This window comes from Cytobacillus sp. EB106-05-05-XG126 (assembly GCF_058791715.1).
Genome location: NZ_JBYTDU010000001.1, coordinates 972,519 through 989,112, shown reverse-complemented (window position 1 = coordinate 989,112; position 16,594 = coordinate 972,519). Strand labels below are relative to the sequence as shown.

Genomic DNA, 16,594 nt, shown 5'->3' with positions numbered 1-16,594 from the left:
ATATGAACTCCCCTTCTCTATTGAAACCTGATGAGGCGCGCAAATTAATCCGCAGCAAGGAATGGGATAAGCCGACAGCTGGAATGGCAAACGGCTACATTCAGGCAAATCTTGCCATATTGCCAAAGGAGTTGGCTTTTGAGTTTCTCCTTTTCAGCCAAAGAAATCCAAAATCCTGCCCAATCATCGATGTGACAGAACCTGGGTCTCCTGTGCCGATGCTGTCAGCTCCAAATGCTGATATTAGAACAGATTTGCCCAAATACAGGATTTATAAAAACGGTGTTCTCTCTGAGGAGCTTTCAGACATCACATCTTATTGGGATGATGATATGGTGGCATTTCTGATCGGATGCAGTTTTACGTTTGAAGAAGCATTGCTGAAAAATAATATCCCTATCCGCCATATTGAGGAAAATCGGAATGTCCCGATGTTTAAAACCAATATTGAGTGTGTGAAGGCAGGCCGGTTTGAAGGGCCGATGGTTGTGAGTATGCGGCCGATGACAGAAAAGGAAGCTATTCGGGCTGTCCAGGTGACAAGCCGATTCCCTTCTGTCCATGGTGCCCCTGTCCATATTGGCAACCCTGAAGCAATCGGCATAAATAATATACATCAGCCCGATTTTGGCGATGCCGTTACGATTAAAGATGGAGAGGTACCTGTTTTTTGGGCCTGTGGCGTCACTCCTCAGGCAGTTGCCATGCATGTGAAGCCGGAAATTATGATTACACATGCACCGGGACATATGTTTATTACTGATTTAAAAAATGAAGAGTTTTCGGTTTTATAGGAAAAAGGCGCCCATTAGGCGCCTTTTACTTTTTGTGTTTTAAAAAATCCAGTGCATCTTGATGATCTTTTTTCATAATCTGCTCTATTAACGGGTCCGCCGGGATGACTTCCTTCTTTTTACTTTTGATAGTCCGGTAAACAGGCCTGATGGAGGATAGACTGCTTTTTACTTTCCATTCTCTATCTTCAAAGGCTATTTTCAAATCGATTAAACCGAGATGATTGCCCCAGTATCCAGCCTGTACAGCAGCTGTTCCATTAATGGTTCCTGTCTTCAAGTCGATCCCCGGCACCTTTTGCAGCTCATCTTTGACAGGAAAAACAGAATGGCTGTGACCGAATAAAATGGCATCTATTCCTTGAACTTTGCTGAGTGCCTGAACTGAATTGCCCTTTTTCTCCTCCAGCCCTTTATCGGATTGGAGGCCGGTATGTGCAAGGGCCACAATGATATCTGCCCCTTTGCTTTTCATTATAGGAATAAAGTGCTCTGCCGTTTCTTTTATATTTTTCACTTTGAGGTTCCCGCGAAAATACTCTTTATTCCACTCCGCAACAATCGGAGTAATAAAGCCGATGACTCCGACATTCAGCTGATGCTTTGCTCCAGCTGTATCTGTCACTTCTTTCTCTATAATGGTGTAGGGGTTAAAATAATTGAGGTCATCTTCTTCAAGCTGATTGCCGTCTTCCACATAGATATTTGCATTCACATAAGGAAAGTTGGCTCCCCTGAGGCTTTCTTCCATAAAATCAATTCCGTAATTAAATTCATGATTTCCCACTGTTGCAGCGTCATAAAGCAGCGTATTCATAGCTTTAAAAACAGGATGGACATTAGCCATGTCAAGCGGATGGCTTCTATAGGCATATTCATCGAGCCCATTGCCTTCAAGAATGTCCCCATTATCAAATAAAAGGGAGTTAGGAGACTCTTTTCTAGCCTGTTTAATCAGGCTGGCCGTCCTGGAAAGCCCAAACTCTACTGTTTTCCTGCGGTCTTCATAATCATAACCAATCATATTTCCATGCAGATCAGTGGTTTCCATCACGCGCAGATGGATGGTTGGCGGTCCGGATACTTCAGCTTCCGTCTGGTTCCAGACAAGCAGCAGGGCTATGAATGATAACAGTGTGATAGTATACTTTTTCATTCCCTTTTTCATTCCAACTCCCCCAGACGATCAAAGATTAGTTTTCTTATTTTCTCTAGATGTAAGAAAATTAATCAGAGATTGGGGACTTAAGAAAAAAGAAGAAAAAAAGGAAAATTTTGAAACCTTTTTGTCCATTATTCGGTATAAAAAAGAAATGAAATAAGGAGGTCCTCTTATGGTTAAGCAAAGAAAGTTTTGGATTTGGGCATTATTATTTTTTGTTTTAGAATCCATTTTAGCAGCGGTTGTGTCATTACTTCTCAACTTTCCTCTTCTTGATACCTTTGCCTACAGCAGCTTTCTCCTATTTGCACTTAGTTTATTTACCTTTTCACAGGGTGATGCCTGGACTAATAATGTAATTGCCGATTCAAAATTAAATATGATGACTCATATGAATGAAGAAGAAAGAGCAGATTTTTTCATTAATCTCAATCCATTTCTTGCTGGAACTTTTGTTTTTTTTATCGTTGGATTCATCATTACAGGATATTTGTTTATTAATTAATCTTTATAAAGTGTCTTGAATATGACTTTCTCCCATGCTTTCCAGCTCAGAAGGTGTTTCAGGCGAATTCTTGTTCGGACACCCTTTCCTACAGGGTATCTGAGTGCAGGTTCTTTTTCCCTGATGATGTCGACTGCTTTTTTCGCAACGATAAGTGGATCTTCATAAAAGGGCTCCCCTTGATCAAGGTACCTCTGTATTTTTGTCATATACGAGTAATAAGGCGAGTCGTTCTTCAATGAGGGTTCCGCTATCTTTTTGCCTGTTGTCCAAATGCCTGTCCTGAAGGATCCCGGCTCAATCACCACCACATTTACTCCAAACGGTTTGACTTCAAGCCTAAGTGATTCACTCCAGCCCTCTACTGCAAATTTTGAGGCGGCATATGGCGATAAGCCTGGAAAACCCACTCTTCCGCTGATTGAGCTGATGTTTATGATAGTACCTGATCGCTGTTCCCTCATAAATGGCAGAACTGCCTGTGTCACGGCAATCGTTCCAAAGACATTTGTTTCAAACTGTTCTCTATACTCATCCAGCGGGATTTCTTCTGCAAATCCTGCTCCTGCATAGCCTGCATTATTGATTAAAACATCAACCGAAGGCAATTGGAGCAGCTTGCTTTTAAAATTTTCAATAGAAGATGATGAAGTAACATCCAATTCGTGAATGGAAATCTGAGCAAGTACTCCCTCTTTATCAGCTTTCTCCATTAAAATTTTGCCTTTATCCAAGTTTCTCATTGTTGCAAGAACTTGAAAATCATTCTTTGCCAGCTCAATGGCCATTAATATTCCAAACCCGCTGGAACAGCCAGTAATGACTGCATATTTCCTTTTCAAATACCCTCATCCTCTCCGGTCAGAATTATTTAATTTCGAATGTAAATAGATATATAATTAAATGTAAAAGTATTATAAAATAATAAATATATTGAAAATAAGAGGATGAACAAGTTGGCTCATATATTTATCAGCATTTTCCTGCTTTTATACGGTTTGATTCCGGCAGTGGAGCAAAGCCAGGAACAGATAGATTTCAATGACCTGGGAAGAGATGCCATTGTGATCGATTCACCAGCCCTGAAAAACCCTGCTTTTTGCAGCACACTGGCAACTGCAGTAAAAACAACCGCAAAGACAAACAATTTTAAATCACGGCAGATGTATTTTCAGACTCTTGCATCTGCTGCATTCCATAGAAGCAGCGAGTACATGACACCTTACATGTTTCAGAGTAATTATCTCCGCATTTAATGGAACCCTGAAGAAACCTACTAAAGTGTGGAGGAATGGAATTGGAAACGATTAAATCACTTTTTAATAATAACGGTTTTAAACGATTCGTCATTTTTGGCATTATAGTTCTGGCTCTTTACCTGTCGAGAAGCATGATTAATTTAATCCTGATTACTTTTATTTTTTCTTTCTTGATGGATAGGCTCGTGAAACTGGTCCTATCGAGATTTAAACTTAATAGAAAACTGACAGTCGTAACCCTTTATATAGGAATAATCGGCCTTCTCTCTATCGGAATTATTAAGTATCTTCCTTTAATAGTAACTGAAATTTCTCAGCTGTTTAAGCAGGTTGAAAGCTTTTATACTCAGAAGCATGACAATATTGTCATCACTTACATTGTGCAAATGCTTGAAAGAAATGAAGTTACGAAGTATCTCGAACAGGGCTTTGCGTTCCTGCTTCAATATTTTTCCGATATTAGCCATATTGCAATTCAAGTATTGCTGTCGCTTATCCTGAGTTTGTTCTTCCTGCTTGAAAAGCCTAAACTGACAGAGTTTACTTTAAAGTTCAAATACAGCAAAATGGCTGCCTTTTATAATGAGATTTCCTATTTTGGAAGTAAGTTCGTGCAAACATTTGGAAAAGTTATTGAAGCGCAGGTGGTTATTGCCACAGTAAATTGTATCCTGACAACACTTGCCCTTTGGATCATGGACTTCCCGCACCTGATGGGCTTGTCTATACTTATTTTCCTGCTTGGTCTGATTCCGGTAGCAGGCGTGATTATTTCCCTGGTTCCTTTATGTACAATTGCCTATTCACTAGGCGGCTTCATCCAGGTGTTTTATATCCTCCTGTTAATTATGGTGATCCATGCAATTGAAGCCTATATTTTAAACCCGAAGCTTATGTCTTCCAAAACGGATTTGCCGGTATTTTATACGTTCATTGTTCTGATTTTCTCTGAGCATTTCTTCGGTGTCTGGGGATTGATTGTCGGTATACCGGTATTTGTGTTTCTTTTGGATGTACTTGAAGTCAAAAGCAATCCGCCTCAAATACAGTAACTTGAAAAACACACAGTCCTGCTGTGTGTTTTTTATTTATTCACTGCGCCTCTTTTATTTTCATGCTGCTTCAGCCAATGTCTGAGCCCTTTTCCTGCGTGAGGTTCATCACTATATCTGGGTATGACGTGCAGATGGCTGTGAAGAATGGATTGATTGGAAGCTTCACCCACATTCCATCCAAGAGTGTATCCATCTGGTGCATACTTTGTTTCCAAATAATCCTTCGCTTTTTGAAGAAGTTCATATGTATCCTTCCACTCTTCAGCCGTTAAGTGAAAGGCATCTGAATGATGTGCTTTTGGCACAATGACCCCGCAGCCCTCTAAAACGTCCTGTTCTTTATCGTGCTGAAGAAAATAACAAGTGCTGTTTTCAAAAATGATATTCTGGCGTAGATCCTTGTGCGGACTGCAAAAAGGACAATTTTCCTGATGTGTCATTTAATCATTTCCTTTCCTAACAGGGTTATTGATCAGGAAATTCTCTAAAGCGATTTTGTGGGAATGCTCATTATAGGCAGTGTTATTGATTATGGTCTTTCGGATAGTCAGTTTTTTCAGAATCTCTTCTTCAGCCTGTCTCCTAGCTTTTAGAATCTTTATAGTGCCCTCTTCCCCGCTTAGATGATTCTGCTTTCCGTATCCTTGCCGGGTATAATAATGGATAAAGCCCTCAGACCAGCTTTTCGGCCGTTCTTTTATTGCTCTTTTGAAGGAGTAGTCTATGTTATCCTGATTGATATAAATTAGCATCGGATTGAGCTGTTTTACCGAATTTTCCAGTGCTAAAACATAATCCAGCAGCTTTGTTTGGGGAGCCCCATATTTAATCATTCCGACCGTAACGGGATTCTGGATAAAACAGCATTCAAAAATGTGAACTTTATTGCTGTTTTCAGCTTGCCTGGCGAATGTTGCCCACTTTTGAGTGATGAGTTGAATATTTTGCTCCAGCTGCAGCTCATAGATATCATGTTTAGATGCTTTTTCATAAAATATATCTGGCATATCAGATCCAAGCTTTTTATAAGGCAGCAAAAAGCCATTATCTTGTGAAATGCTTTTCTCTGATAGTTGATCTCTGAAAGGGCTGAATTCTTCTAATAAGAGCTGCCACTCATCATTAGTAAAGAAAGCGACACTTTCATAATCGGCCGGGTGGTCGAGATCACCTTCGTAATATACTTCTGCATCGATGCCGTTTTGCCTAAGCACATCATAGGCCAATCTTGCCGTAGTGGATTTGCCAGAACCCGGCAGTCCCTCGATTAAAATTAATTTTGTATGCATGGATTCACCTTCACAATATTTAAAATTCATATTCTATTGTAAGACATATAAAGAAAAACAAACAGTGTTAATTACTGTTTGTCTTTGGAAGGAAGTTTATTTATTATAGAAAATGCTTAAACGGATTTATCCAGGCAGGCAATCAGGCGCTTCTCTATATCTGATGCCATTTCTTTAAGTTTCTGACTTTCCATCATGCTCATTAACACACTTGGCCTTGGCAATCCTATCTTTGTTTTGCCGCTTTCTTTATATACAACGATTTTACAGGGGAGAAAATAGCCAACGATTTTATCTTCTTTCAGTACTCTCTCCGCCTCCTGGGGATTACAAACTTCAAGGACCTTAAATTCTTCATCCAGATGAAAGCCCTTCTCCTCCAGCTTCTCTTTAATATCAAAAGTCCAGAGTACACCAAACATTTCTTCTTTTAAATGTGTTTCCAATGCTGCAATTGTTTCTTCAATGGATTTCTCTGATTCAACTGTGTAATCAAAATTCATAGCAGTCACCTCTTTTTCATGTCCTTTTTAATATGAACAAACTGCTGTTTTTTTACTATGGAATGCTGGTGAACTGCTATGAGATATTGATGGCGAGCGTTTCTTGGTTAGACCGGGTTTCATAGCTAAGACACAAGTTTTAACCCAATTGCCGCACTTAATACCATTGCAATAAAGAATATTCGTTTGGCGTCTCTCGGTTCTCCGTACAGGATCATGCCAAGGATCGCTCCACCGGCGGCGCCGATTCCTGTCCAGACGGCATAAGCTGTGCCCATCGGCAGTTCTTTCATGGCCAAAGACAGGAACAGGAAGCTGGCGCCAAAGCCGCCAATAAGCAGAAGTAAGGACCGCCAGTTCCTGTTTTGATGCCAGCTGTTAATCATGGTGACACCGATCATTTCAAAAATTCCCGCTAGAATCAGATACAGCCAGCTCATGAATTTTCAGCTCCTTTTGATTCGTCCTCGTTTGTCACCAGCTTTAAACCAAGGACTCCTAATAATAAAACAAAAACCAGAATGATTTTAGATAATTTCAAAGGCTCTCCGAAAAATATAATTTCAGATAGTACTGTCCCGGCGGTGCCCATGCCAACAAAGACAGCATAAACCGTCCCCACCGGCAGCACCCTGCCCGCCATGATCATCAGATAAAAACTGACAGCGATGCTTATGATTGTCCCTGCCCATGATAAGGGATCATCCGCATGCTTTAAGCCAATGACCCAAAACACTTCAAAAAATGCTGCAATAAATACCTTTAGCCACTGCATGAAATCAGCTCCTTTATTAATTTTCCCTGAAAAAGAAAAAAGCCCGGAAGATATCTGATGATCAGTATCTCCCAGGCTTTTATCCCTCCGTGGCATAGCCATAAAAGCTATGAGTTTTCTCTCGGACCAGGCCAGCATCTGCTGCGGAACCCTAGAAAACCTTTATTATTTGATTTACAGGCATTATAACAAATTTCCAAAACATTTTCCATCAATATCAACACACATGATCTGCAAGGACATACTCTTGTTCCCAATTTCGGCAGTCTGCCATTTCAGCAGAGCACCCGATATGACTGATGGATGGAGGATACGGACTTTTCCTAATATGCTCTTTTATGCTGTTAAAGGCTATTTCGTAGTCGAACTCCAGACAGTGATCAAAATAATGATGAACAATTTCGTTTTTGATCCGGAAAGGCGGATACACTCTTTCAATAAGAACAAAAAGCTTCAGCATTTCTGTTTTGTTCATATAACCATCCTTTAGATAATCTTAATTCAATTATTGCCTGTTTTCCTAAAACAAAACCCCTGCACATTGCAGAGGCTTCATCCTATAGATCCATTTCAAGGGCTACCGGGCAATGGTCACTTCCCATAATGTCGCAATGAATTTGTGAATCTATTATTTTTTCCTGAAGCTTTTCTGAAATTATAAAATAATCAATCCGCCAGCCGATATTCCTCTCCCTTACTTTTGCCATATAGGACCACCATGTATAGGCTCCCTCGGCTTCCGGGTATTTATAGCGGAAAGCATCAACAAACCCTGAACCAAGCAATCTGGTCATTCTGTCGCGTTCTTCATCGGTAAACCCGGAATTTTCGCGATTGGATTTTGCATTCTTTAAATCTATTTCATTATGGGCCACATTTAAGTCACCGCACATAATAACAGGCTTGATTCCATCCAGCTCAAGTAAATACTCCCTAATCCGCTCTTCCCATTCCAGACGATATGGAAGGCGGGCCAGGTCACGCTTCGAATTCGGCGTATAGACATTCACGAGATAAAAGTCTTCATACTCAAGCGTAAGAATCCTGCCCTCGGGTTCTGTTTCATCATTGCCTAACCCATAGCGAACAGAAATCGGCTCTTTTTTCGTAAAAACAGCTGTCCCGGAATACCCTTTTTTCAGAGCATAATTCCAATATTGGTGATAGCCATCCAGGACGAGCTCAATCTGCCCCTCCTGTAATTTAGACTCCTGGATACAAAAGATGTCTGCATCCACCTCTTTGAAGTAACCGATGAAGCCTTTTTTCACACAGGCCCTAATGCCATTCACATTCCATGATACGAGTTTCATTGCAATTGTATCTCCTTACGAAAAAATCTGTATGAGTACAACATTACCATGGCTTTTCAATAATTGCATAGTAATAAACACTGAAACTTGAAAGGCAATCGACAATACTGATTTTTTTAAAAAATGCACAAAATTAATGGATATTTCTCATTACTGCTTCTTTTAGCTCCCTGGCTGATTTTTCCGGGGAATCTGCCTGGCTGATTGCCGTAATGACTGAAACACCGTCTGCTCCTGCATCCATTATGGGAGGTGTATTTTTAAAATTAATTCCCCCAATTCCTACCACAGGAATCTGGATATCAGCAGCTCTCAATTCCTTTAAAAAAGTAAGACCCTGAACGGCTTTAGCATCTTTTTTGGTGCTTGTCGGATAAATAGGGCCAATGCCCAGGTAATCTGCCCCCTGCCGGATCGCTGCTTCTGCTTCAAGCATATTATGCACGGAGACGCCAAGGATTTTGCTGCCGATTTTCCTGCGGACCACATCTGCCGGCTCGTCCTCCTGGCCTATATGGACGCCATCTGCGTTGATACTAAGTGCCAATTCAATGTCATCATTTACAATAAAGGGAATATTGCTCTCTTTGCAGATTGCCTGAAGGCTTTTTGCAAGAGATTCCTTCTCTTTGCCGTGCAGGCATCCTGCACCTTTTTCACGGTATTGAAACAGGGATATGCCCCCATTAATCGCTGACCGGAGAATATCTTCAGGCTTATGGCGGCAATTTACGCTCCCCATTATGAAATAAACTTTAAGCCAATTTCGTATTTGCTTAGGATTAACTTCCATATATGAAGCTCTCCTTTTTCTTCAAATTATAAGCCCAATGATTGGTTGGTCCATGACCGCTGCCAATTCTTAAGTCATTTTCAATTGCTGCCTGAATAAATTGCTTTGCGCGATCAACAGCCTGTTGCACAGAAACACCGTCAGCGAGGCCGGCTGTGATTGCAGCAGAAAAAGTGCATCCTGTCCCATGTGTATTGGCTGTTTGGATTCTATTGCTCTTGAATTCGGTAAAACCTTCACCGTCAAATAATAGATCGGCAGCCATTTTTCCCTCCTCATGACCGCCCTTAATGATGACATGTTTCGCACCAAGCCTATACAGTTCTTTTGCTGCCTTCCGTTTATCTTCCATTGAACGAATAATAGTATCCGTTAAAACCTCTGCCTCGGGTATATTGGGTGTAATCACCATCGAGAGCGGAATCAGATGCTTTTTCATCGCTATAATGGCTTCAGTCTGAAGAAGGCTTGCTCCACCTTTTGCTATCATCACCGGATCAATGACGATATTATCCCAGCCGTATTTCGCAATCTCCTTTGAAACCCTTTCGATAATCTCTGCACTGAAGAGCATTCCTGTCTTGACTGCATCCGGCCTTAAATCCTCTCCAATGGATTGCAATTGGGACGCAACAGCATCTGGGGTCATTGGATAAACTCCCTGCACTCCCCTGGTGTTTTGGGCCGTTACGGCAGTTAACGCTGACATACCGAAAACGCCGAGTTCCTGAAAGGTTTTTAAATCTGCCTGAATACCCGCACCGCCGCCGGAGTCTGATCCTGCTATGGTTAATGCTTTGTTCACCTTCATATTTATTCCCCTCCTATCTGACTAAAAGAGCCGCGCAATTCAACATCTGCGGCTGAAATAGTATATAAGCTATTCAAGAACTCTATTTGGAAGGTGCCCGGACCCCTGCCATCCGTTTTTTCTGCAGCGATTTCGGCGGCAGAGCCATACACGACCAATGAAGCAGCTGCCGCTTTTACTGGATCCTTTTCAACAGCAGCGAAAGCTCCAATGACAGAAGTCAAAAGACATCCGGCACCTGTTACTTTCGTTAACAGGGGATGGCCATTGTTGACCGAAAAAGTGGAATGTCCATCTGAAACGATGTCCTGTTTCCCTGTAATGACGGTGACTGAACCAAGTTTATTTGCTGTTAACCTTGCAAGATCTGCAGTGCTTCCTTTCGCTTCTCCGGCATCGACGCCCTTAATTTTCCATTGCTGTCCTGCTGCATTGGCAATTTCTGCAGCATTGCCTCTTATGATGCTAATATCTAATTCTTCCATTATTCTATTGGCTGTTTCTGTTCGATAAGCTGTCGCGCCGGCACCAACCGGGTCAAAGATTACCGGCACCCCATGCTGATTGGCTGACTTTCCTGCGATAAGCATACTTTTCACTTCTTTTTCAGTCAGTGTTCCCATGTTGAGAACCAGAGCCCCGGCGATTTTAGCCATATCACCCGCCTCTTCATGCGCATATGCCATTACAGGTGATGCACCAATTGCCAGCAGGCCATTGGCAGTAAAATTGGTTACCACCACATTGGTGATATTATGTACCAGAGGGTTTGACTCTCTTACTTTATCTAATAGACTGCTAATCTCCTGAATGTTCATTTAGAATCCTCCTTTAATTCATAACTAGTCCGCCATCCACAATTAAATTCTGTCCTGTAACTGCCCTTGCCCAGGGAGAAGCGAAGAAGACTATCGCATCTGCCACTTCTGCAGGATCTGTGACTTTTCTTAATGGAGTCGAGTTTTCGATAATTTCAAAGACTTCCTTAGAGGTCGAAGCACTGGCGTCTGTCGTTTTTAACAAACCGCCTGATACCATATTTGCAGTAATTCCATATTGGCCCAGCTCATTTGCCATATTTCTGGTGAAGCCTAATAAAGCAGCTTTGCTGGTCGTATAGTCATGATAGGGTACAACTGGATGCTGGAATAGGTTGGTGCCGACCGAGATTATCCTGCCAAACTCCTGTTTTTTCATATCTTCAAGACCTGCCTGAACAGTGTTCAATGCTCCCAGAATTGCACCTTCCAGCTGATTTTTGTAATCGTCCCATTCAATTGTTTCTGCATCTTTTTTTAAAACAGGGTCAAATTGAAAATTGACCAGTGCATTATTGACTATGGTTGTAATGGGGGCTCCAAAGTGTTCCTTCGTTTTTTCATACATGGATTTCACTTGAACTCTGTCCCGAACATCAGCACGAATGGCAATGGCTGAATCGCCAATTTCCTTCTGCAGAGCATGGGCTTTTTCCTCGCTATGAAAATAGTTAATGACAATTCTCGCCCCTTCTCTTGCGAAAGCTTTTGCTGTTTCTTTGCCCAACCCTCTGCTGCTGCCTGTAATAATAACAATCTGATCGTTAAGATTCATAGAAAATCCTCCTTATTGATAGCCAATTCATTTGTTTTGAGAACAAAATAAAAACCAGATCCGAAATTGGACCTGGCTGAATAATCTAAGAGAAAGAACGTCGTTCCCCGCAATTACTACTTTCCTACGCTGGTATAATCCAGATCAGGTCCGAAGGGTAAAAAACAGTCCGGTTTCTTTCTCAGCCCGCGAGCATCGGGCACCCCTAGCAGTAAAACTATTAAGTTGGCTGTTTCTATCTTAGCGTGAAACGTGAAACCTGTAAAGTCTTGCAATTCTGCCTGTTCCTCTTTAATGTGTAAATAGAAATACATAACTTGGAGGGTTCAAATATGGCTGAACACCATTTTCAGTTAAAAGCGCATTGGCCTGGCCTTCGCAATGATGTGGGTGAAATTGAGACTGGCGGGCTGAGAACAAAGGTATCTATCCCTCCGGAAATGGACGGACCTGGAATCGGAACCAACCCGGATGAAATGCTGCTGGGGGCAGCGGCAACTTGTTATATTATTACCCTGGCAGCCATGATGGAACGCAGCCGGCTAGAGAAAGATGACCTAACGATGGAATCAGTCGGTGTTGTGGATGTGACCAAAGGTGTGATTACCTACAGGAAAATCATTCATCGCCCGGTTATCGTGCTGAAGGCAGATGCCGATGAAAAGGACCATGCACTTGCGCGAAAGCTGGCGCAAAAAGCCGAAGCATCCTGCATGATCTCGAGGGCAATTAAAGGGAATGTGGAAGTCGAGTTGCAGGAAACCGTACTTAGATCAAAGAAGTGAATCAAAAAACCGGCTTAATAGCCGGTTTTCGTTCACTAAAATGCCCATTTTCTGATTGCCTGTGCAACACCGGCTTCATCATTGGTTCCCGTCACAGCATCGGCTGTTTCTTTCACGATTTCCTGGGCATTTCCCATCGCTACTCCCCAGCCTGATTCCTCAATCATGGCAATATCGTTTAAGCTGTCTCCCATGGCCATTACATTTTCCATTGAAATGCCAAGAAGTTCTGTTACCTTCTGGATCCCTTTCGCTTTATTGATGCCAAGAGCATTGACTTCAATATTGGTTAAGCTTGAGTTGGTAATTTCCAGATCGCCTTTTGACTGCAGCTCCTTATGGATCAGTTCCCTGACTGCATCATCTGATATATCAAATCCAAATTTGAGCCACTCATGGTCATGGATATTTTCCGGCATTTCGTTGTTCCATACCTGTTCGCAGCTGGTGGCCCAGAAATTGGTCTTATGTGACTGTGATAAATTCCACATCCATTCCATAACTTTGGAATCAACGGGAGCTCTTGAAATGGATTCTCCATCAGGGCCAAATATTTCACTGCCATTAACTGTGATTAAATAGGAGTTTAATTCCAGGGAATCGGCATGATCGCCTGCTGTAAGCCTTGATCTTCCGGTGCTCAAAATGACTTCGATTCCTTTCTCTTTTGCCTCTTTTATGGCTGCACGGTTCTCTTCAGGAATTTCCCCTCTGGAATTTAATAAAGTTCCATCCATATCGAGAGCGATTAATTTGATCTGCGGTGGAATCTTTGATTTTGTCATGATCCTCTCCCTTTCTTCTTTTAACACAATAAAGCCATTATATAGTTAACCCGGCTATCCTTCAAAGACGGTGCTTTTCAGATGAATATTTTCTTGGAAAATGGAAATAACTGTATGCATTAAATATTAAAGGTGATGTCCTATGTATCTGATGCTCGTTCTTGTTGTATGGATTTTGTTTGCTTACCGCTTTATTGATTGGTCACAATGGAAAAAACAATACCCGACTGTGCTGTACTTTATTGCGATTAACCTTACCTATAACATGCTCTATTTTAACCATACTCTCTGGGCTTTTAGAGGCATTACGGCCGAATGGCTTAATCATAGCATTATTAACTTAGCTTTCACTTATTTTATAACTCCCATGGCTCTAATCATATACCTGCAGCGTTATCCAGAGAATAAAAACCATGGATACATTTACTCTGCGGTTTGGATTGGCTTTTTTACCATCATTCAGTCTCTTTTTGCCCATAAAGGGATGTTTGTGTACGATAACGGCTGGAACGGCTGGCATAATATTTGGCTGAATATCGCTTTGTTTGCTGTATTAAGAGTCCACTATAGAAAACCGGCAATGGCCATGCTCATTTCTCTGCCTGCTGCGGTGATTTTCTACTTATTATTTCCGTTTCCATTGGAAAGCCTAAAATAAATGCATACATGAAGTGAGGTGTACTGATTGATCATTCAAAACGATTTGTCTGTGTTCTTATTTTTGCTCCTTCTGTTCTTAACCTATGCATTGATGTGGTTTTATTTAATCAGGACAAAAGTGAATAAATAATTCAGGCGCAGACCAAATGGTTTGCGCTTTTTTGTATAATCTTAATAAATGCCAAAAAAATGAAGCGATTTACTTGTATCTGTCGTCTAACTGTCAGTCAAATAAAGTGAAACTCCAATCAGTGGGGGTTTTCCTTATCCCCCACTGATTGTTAGTTGAGGCCCACAGGAAGTGGGTCACAAAGACGTTGCCACAGGACGTGGCGTTCTTAGTCTTTGTTCGTTTTTTTGGCCTTTACGGGCAGTTTGACCCCCACTTATCCTCCTTTGATTCCTCTGAGTCTTGAAGTGGGGGTCTTACTGCCCGTTAGACTGCGATAAAAGGCAGCCAAAATCGGCAGCTTGGCATATAAGCAAGGAGGCAGACATGTGAGCATTGATGAGTATATAAAACGGTCAATCGATGATAAAGTGGACCGTGCTCTCGTTCTTGAAATGATCATGGATGAGTATGGAACCGTTCTGAAAAGATTAATATACAGCTATGTAAAAGACTGGAATACTGCCAGCGATTTAACACAGGACACCTTTATTACTGTGTATGAAAAGCTGGAAAATTTTCAGCAAAGATCTTCTTTTAAAACATGGATATTCACAATCGCTATTAATAAAAGCAAGGACTACCTTAAAAGCTGGCATTATCGCAATTTGATCATGAATGAAAAGATTTTTCTTCTAAAAAAGGATAGAGGAAAAGATCCTGAAGCAGCATTTCTGGAACAGGATGAACATCATGAATTGCTGAAAACGATAGAATCACTGACAGTTAAATACCGCGAAGTTTTTTTGCTCCATTATTATCAGGATTTTGGTCTTGCTGAAATAAGTGAAGCTCTTAATATCCCCATATCAACCGTTAAAACTCGGCTGTACAGAGGACAGGAAAAAGTCAGGAGAATTTTATCCGCTTCAGAAAGAGGTGAACAGCATGGGTGAACTGAATCATGAAGTTAAGAAAGCAGTGAATGCTGCATGGAAGAAGGATTCTGTTTTCACAGAACAGGAAAAACAGAGTGTAAGAAACCGGATCGGCTCTTCTGCTGTTAAGGGCAGAAAAAAAGACTATGTTCCAAAGCTTCTTTCTGCGGCTGCAGCTGCCGGATTTGTCCTATTGATTGGCGGGATTGCTGGAATTCAGACAGATCTCTTTACAGAGCAAAATGGACAGGAGACCGCCGTGGCAGATAGAGGTTTTTATCCTGGTCTTGCAGAGGGTGCTATGCTGAATAACTGGAAATTGAAAAGGTTTGAGAAGGATTCATATGGCAGCTTATCCGCAGTTTTTACAGGCCAAGCAGAAATCACAGGCACTCTGGATTTTAAGAATGACATTGTATACTTTCTGCCTGATCATAATTCCTTAAAGCTGCTGCCGCTCATAGATGGCAAAAACGTAAAAATAGCTTTTAATGAGGCCGACCAGGAGAAGCTGAAAAAGGTGTTTGGCGTCAAAATGCCAATTAAAGAGGAAAATGTTTCTTTATTTATCAGCGGATATCGTGCTGCAGAAGGCACTGTCCATCAGGCTGACGCTGTTGAGGTGATTATGCCACAGGAACTGCAGCTGGGGCCTCTGCCATTCCAGCTGATGCTGAACAATGATAAGAAGCTGGTCCTTCCAGAGCCATTAAACCATGTGTACAAAGAATTTTCTTTAAGAGGGACAGATGAGACCCTAAAGGGTTTAAGGCCGTCAGAAGTATTCCAGCTGTACCTGTTTGCAGAGGAAATTGAGGATTTTTATACTCAATATGCCTTGTTTAACCATGAACCGGGTATCGAAAAACCGTTTCCAACTCTGAATGATTACCTCAATGCGATAAGCGAGTCAGCATCTATACCAGAAGAACAGACATTATTGCATCGAGTGAAGAACGCCAGCCTGGAAGAAGTCACTATCGATGACTCTTCAGCGTATATTTCCATATCGGAAGAGGATGGGCTGGGCTTTGGCCTGAGCAAAAACAGCGAGGGAATATGGAAGGTAAACTGGATGCCAATCCAGTAAATGGGCTGAGCTTGTACCTTTAATGGTGCAGGCTCTTTACTTTTACCTGAATTGGCCCCCAAAGAACACAATGATCGCGAGGACGGATGAAAGAAAAAGCGTGAGGATAATGGAAAATAAGACATGAAAGCCCGCCTGCCAATTTTGGACTTTCTTTAAGACTATAACACTCACGAGGAAGACAAGGACTGTCAGGAGGAGAAGGAGTGAAAATGGACGATGCCCGATATTATGCAGGTAAAGATCATACAGAGGCGAAAAACCAAGAAGTAAAAATAAACCGAGGCATATAAAAGATAAGATGAAAACCAGATGGCTTAATTTTTCCGGCATGGTTAGTCCCCCTTCTAAGAATACCGACCTCTTTTATAAATG

23 protein-coding genes and 2 riboswitches are annotated in these 16,594 nt (G+C 41.6%); of the genes, 8 read left to right on the top strand and 15 right to left on the bottom strand.

Annotated elements, in window-relative coordinates:
• Positions 1-2: 2 nt before the first annotated feature.
• A complete protein-coding gene (locus tag AC3WTL_RS04950) occupies positions 3-794 on the top strand; it encodes a putative hydro-lyase (protein ID WP_492369144.1) in 792 nt (263 codons plus the stop codon).
• Between the two features lie 25 nt (positions 795-819).
• Here AC3WTL_RS04950 and AC3WTL_RS04945 read toward each other — a convergent pair whose 3' ends face one another.
• Positions 820-1,962, bottom strand: a complete 1,143-nt coding sequence (locus AC3WTL_RS04945; RefSeq protein WP_197245775.1) for a metallophosphoesterase — start codon at positions 1,960-1,962, stop codon at positions 820-822.
• 166 nt (positions 1,963-2,128) lie between these two features.
• Here AC3WTL_RS04945 and AC3WTL_RS04940 point away from each other — a divergent pair, with 166 nt between their 5' ends.
• Positions 2,129-2,461, top strand: a complete 333-nt coding sequence (locus tag AC3WTL_RS04940) for a hypothetical protein (RefSeq protein ID WP_241746523.1) — start codon at positions 2,129-2,131, stop codon at positions 2,459-2,461.
• Here AC3WTL_RS04940 and AC3WTL_RS04935 read toward each other — a convergent pair.
• Positions 2,458-3,303, bottom strand: a complete 846-nt coding sequence (locus tag AC3WTL_RS04935; protein WP_492369143.1) for an SDR family oxidoreductase — start codon at positions 3,301-3,303, stop codon at positions 2,458-2,460. The two genes, AC3WTL_RS04940 and AC3WTL_RS04935, sit on opposite strands and share 4 nt — an antisense overlap.
• A gap of 105 nt (positions 3,304-3,408) precedes the next feature.
• Here AC3WTL_RS04935 and AC3WTL_RS04930 point away from each other — a divergent pair, with 105 nt between their 5' ends.
• Positions 3,409-3,717 (top strand): hypothetical protein, encoded by a 309-nt coding sequence (locus tag AC3WTL_RS04930; RefSeq protein WP_492369142.1) that lies wholly within the window; start codon positions 3,409-3,411, stop codon positions 3,715-3,717.
• 41 nt (positions 3,718-3,758) lie between these two features.
• On the top strand, positions 3,759-4,772 hold the full coding sequence (locus tag AC3WTL_RS04925) for an AI-2E family transporter (protein WP_404324249.1): 1,014 nt from the start codon (positions 3,759-3,761) through the stop codon (positions 4,770-4,772).
• Positions 4,773-4,804: 32 nt separating this feature from the next.
• Here the strand turns inward: AC3WTL_RS04925 and AC3WTL_RS04920 are convergent, their stop codons facing one another.
• From AC3WTL_RS04920 to AC3WTL_RS04870, 11 genes are all read right to left on the bottom strand, one after another.
• Entirely contained in the window at positions 4,805-5,215 is a 411-nt protein-coding gene (locus AC3WTL_RS04920; RefSeq protein ID WP_492369141.1) for an HIT family protein, read from the bottom strand.
• Positions 5,216-6,064, bottom strand: a complete 849-nt coding sequence (locus tag AC3WTL_RS04915) for a P-loop NTPase family protein (RefSeq protein WP_248347414.1) — start codon at positions 6,062-6,064, stop codon at positions 5,216-5,218.
• A 116-nt stretch (positions 6,065-6,180) separates the two neighbouring features.
• On the bottom strand, positions 6,181-6,567 hold the full coding sequence (locus AC3WTL_RS04910) for a DUF302 domain-containing protein (protein ID WP_197215264.1): 387 nt from the start codon (positions 6,565-6,567) through the stop codon (positions 6,181-6,183).
• A 125-nt stretch (positions 6,568-6,692) separates the two neighbouring features.
• The gene (locus AC3WTL_RS04905; RefSeq protein WP_226620081.1) at positions 6,693-7,007 is read right to left on the bottom strand and encodes a DMT family transporter; all 315 of its coding nucleotides are present in this window, start codon (positions 7,005-7,007) and stop codon (positions 6,693-6,695) included.
• Positions 7,004-7,342 (bottom strand): DMT family transporter, encoded by a 339-nt coding sequence (locus AC3WTL_RS04900; RefSeq protein ID WP_197245760.1) that lies wholly within the window; start codon positions 7,340-7,342, stop codon positions 7,004-7,006. The genes AC3WTL_RS04905 and AC3WTL_RS04900 overlap by 4 nt, the downstream gene beginning before the upstream one ends.
• Before the next feature lie 66 nt (positions 7,343-7,408).
• Positions 7,409-7,508: riboswitch (guanidine-I (ykkC/yxkD leader) on the bottom strand.
• A gap of 51 nt (positions 7,509-7,559) precedes the next feature.
• Positions 7,560-7,817 carry a replicative helicase loader/inhibitor gene (locus AC3WTL_RS04895; protein ID WP_048011402.1) on the bottom strand — a complete coding sequence of 86 codons (258 nt, stop codon included), beginning with the start codon at positions 7,815-7,817 and terminating at the stop codon, positions 7,560-7,562.
• 82 nt (positions 7,818-7,899) lie between these two features.
• The gene (gene xth / locus AC3WTL_RS04890) at positions 7,900-8,655 is read right to left on the bottom strand and encodes an exodeoxyribonuclease III (RefSeq protein WP_492369140.1); all 756 of its coding nucleotides are present in this window, start codon (positions 8,653-8,655) and stop codon (positions 7,900-7,902) included.
• Positions 8,656-8,788: 133 nt separating this feature from the next.
• On the bottom strand, positions 8,789-9,448 hold the full coding sequence (gene thiE / locus AC3WTL_RS04885) for a thiamine phosphate synthase (RefSeq protein WP_197245757.1): 660 nt from the start codon (positions 9,446-9,448) through the stop codon (positions 8,789-8,791).
• Positions 9,438-10,259, bottom strand: a complete 822-nt coding sequence (gene thiD / locus AC3WTL_RS04880; protein WP_492369139.1) for a bifunctional hydroxymethylpyrimidine kinase/phosphomethylpyrimidine kinase — start codon at positions 10,257-10,259, stop codon at positions 9,438-9,440. Before thiD ends, thiE begins: the two co-directional genes overlap by 11 nt.
• A gap of 2 nt (positions 10,260-10,261) precedes the next feature.
• On the bottom strand, positions 10,262-11,077 hold the full coding sequence (gene thiM, locus AC3WTL_RS04875; protein ID WP_197245753.1) for a hydroxyethylthiazole kinase: 816 nt from the start codon (positions 11,075-11,077) through the stop codon (positions 10,262-10,264).
• Between the two features lie 13 nt (positions 11,078-11,090).
• A complete protein-coding gene (locus AC3WTL_RS04870; protein ID WP_492369138.1) occupies positions 11,091-11,852 on the bottom strand; it encodes a 3-oxoacyl-ACP reductase in 762 nt (253 codons plus the stop codon).
• 104 nt (positions 11,853-11,956) lie between these two features.
• A riboswitch (TPP riboswitch) is annotated at positions 11,957-12,069 on the bottom strand.
• A gap of 115 nt (positions 12,070-12,184) precedes the next feature.
• Here AC3WTL_RS04870 and AC3WTL_RS04865 point away from each other — a divergent pair.
• Complete coding sequence (locus AC3WTL_RS04865) at positions 12,185-12,637, top strand: OsmC family protein (RefSeq protein WP_492369137.1); 453 nt, start codon at positions 12,185-12,187, stop codon at positions 12,635-12,637.
• A gap of 35 nt (positions 12,638-12,672) precedes the next feature.
• On the opposite strand, the gene AC3WTL_RS04860 is transcribed toward AC3WTL_RS04865, so the two are convergent.
• Entirely contained in the window at positions 12,673-13,422 is a 750-nt protein-coding gene (locus AC3WTL_RS04860; RefSeq protein ID WP_197215273.1) for a Cof-type HAD-IIB family hydrolase, read from the bottom strand.
• A gap of 142 nt (positions 13,423-13,564) precedes the next feature.
• Here AC3WTL_RS04860 and AC3WTL_RS04855 point away from each other — a divergent pair, with 142 nt between their 5' ends.
• The 3 genes from AC3WTL_RS04855 (at position 13,565) to AC3WTL_RS04845 (ending at position 16,219) form a co-directional block, all read left to right on the top strand.
• Positions 13,565-14,080, top strand: a complete 516-nt coding sequence (locus AC3WTL_RS04855; protein ID WP_197245748.1) for a CBO0543 family protein — start codon at positions 13,565-13,567, stop codon at positions 14,078-14,080.
• Positions 14,081-14,580: 500 nt separating this feature from the next.
• Positions 14,581-15,147, top strand: coding sequence for a sigma-70 family RNA polymerase sigma factor (locus AC3WTL_RS04850; RefSeq protein ID WP_226620088.1), 567 nt, complete (start codon positions 14,581-14,583; stop codon positions 15,145-15,147).
• The gene (locus AC3WTL_RS04845) at positions 15,140-16,219 is read left to right on the top strand and encodes a hypothetical protein (RefSeq protein ID WP_492369136.1); all 1,080 of its coding nucleotides are present in this window, start codon (positions 15,140-15,142) and stop codon (positions 16,217-16,219) included. Before AC3WTL_RS04850 ends, AC3WTL_RS04845 begins: the two co-directional genes overlap by 8 nt.
• A gap of 42 nt (positions 16,220-16,261) precedes the next feature.
• On the opposite strand, the gene AC3WTL_RS04840 is transcribed toward AC3WTL_RS04845, so the two are convergent.
• Entirely contained in the window at positions 16,262-16,552 is a 291-nt protein-coding gene (locus AC3WTL_RS04840) for a hypothetical protein (RefSeq protein ID WP_048012061.1), read from the bottom strand.
• Positions 16,553-16,594 lie beyond the last annotated feature (42 nt).

Excerpts from the sequence above, each read along its gene's own strand:
- AC3WTL_RS04900 (WP_197245760.1), bottom strand. The coding sequence starts at position 7,342 with ATGCAGTGGCTAAAGGTATTTATTGCAGCATTTTTTGAAGTGTTTTGG.
- AC3WTL_RS04940 (WP_241746523.1), top strand. The coding sequence starts at position 2,129 with ATGGTTAAGCAAAGAAAGTTTTGGATTTGGGCATTATTATTTTTTGTT.
- thiE (WP_197245757.1), bottom strand. The coding sequence starts at position 9,448 with ATGGAAGTTAATCCTAAGCAAATACGAAATTGGCTTAAAGTTTATTTC.
- AC3WTL_RS04915 (WP_248347414.1), bottom strand. The coding sequence starts at position 6,064 with ATGCATACAAAATTAATTTTAATCGAGGGACTGCCGGGTTCTGGCAAA.
- AC3WTL_RS04945 (WP_197245775.1), bottom strand. The coding sequence starts at position 1,962 with ATGAAAAAGGGAATGAAAAAGTATACTATCACACTGTTATCATTCATA.
- AC3WTL_RS04905 (WP_226620081.1), bottom strand. The coding sequence starts at position 7,007 with ATGAGCTGGCTGTATCTGATTCTAGCGGGAATTTTTGAAATGATCGGT.
- AC3WTL_RS04855 (WP_197245748.1), top strand. The coding sequence starts at position 13,565 with ATGTATCTGATGCTCGTTCTTGTTGTATGGATTTTGTTTGCTTACCGC.
- AC3WTL_RS04950 (WP_492369144.1), top strand. The coding sequence starts at position 3 with ATGAACTCCCCTTCTCTATTGAAACCTGATGAGGCGCGCAAATTAATC.
- thiD (WP_492369139.1), bottom strand. The coding sequence starts at position 10,259 with ATGAAGGTGAACAAAGCATTAACCATAGCAGGATCAGACTCCGGCGGC.
- AC3WTL_RS04920 (WP_492369141.1), bottom strand. The coding sequence starts at position 5,215 with ATGACACATCAGGAAAATTGTCCTTTTTGCAGTCCGCACAAGGATCTA.
- AC3WTL_RS04895 (WP_048011402.1), bottom strand. The coding sequence starts at position 7,817 with ATGAACAAAACAGAAATGCTGAAGCTTTTTGTTCTTATTGAAAGAGTG.
- thiM (WP_197245753.1), bottom strand. The coding sequence starts at position 11,077 with ATGAACATTCAGGAGATTAGCAGTCTATTAGATAAAGTAAGAGAGTCA.
- AC3WTL_RS04870 (WP_492369138.1), bottom strand. The coding sequence starts at position 11,852 with ATGAATCTTAACGATCAGATTGTTATTATTACAGGCAGCAGCAGAGGG.
- AC3WTL_RS04845 (WP_492369136.1), top strand. The coding sequence starts at position 15,140 with ATGGGTGAACTGAATCATGAAGTTAAGAAAGCAGTGAATGCTGCATGG.
- AC3WTL_RS04910 (WP_197215264.1), bottom strand. The coding sequence starts at position 6,567 with ATGAATTTTGATTACACAGTTGAATCAGAGAAATCCATTGAAGAAACA.
- AC3WTL_RS04865 (WP_492369137.1), top strand. The coding sequence starts at position 12,185 with ATGGCTGAACACCATTTTCAGTTAAAAGCGCATTGGCCTGGCCTTCGC.
- AC3WTL_RS04930 (WP_492369142.1), top strand. The coding sequence starts at position 3,409 with ATGAACAAGTTGGCTCATATATTTATCAGCATTTTCCTGCTTTTATAC.
- AC3WTL_RS04860 (WP_197215273.1), bottom strand. The coding sequence starts at position 13,422 with ATGACAAAATCAAAGATTCCACCGCAGATCAAATTAATCGCTCTCGAT.
- xth (WP_492369140.1), bottom strand. The coding sequence starts at position 8,655 with ATGAAACTCGTATCATGGAATGTGAATGGCATTAGGGCCTGTGTGAAA.
- AC3WTL_RS04840 (WP_048012061.1), bottom strand. The coding sequence starts at position 16,552 with ATGCCGGAAAAATTAAGCCATCTGGTTTTCATCTTATCTTTTATATGC.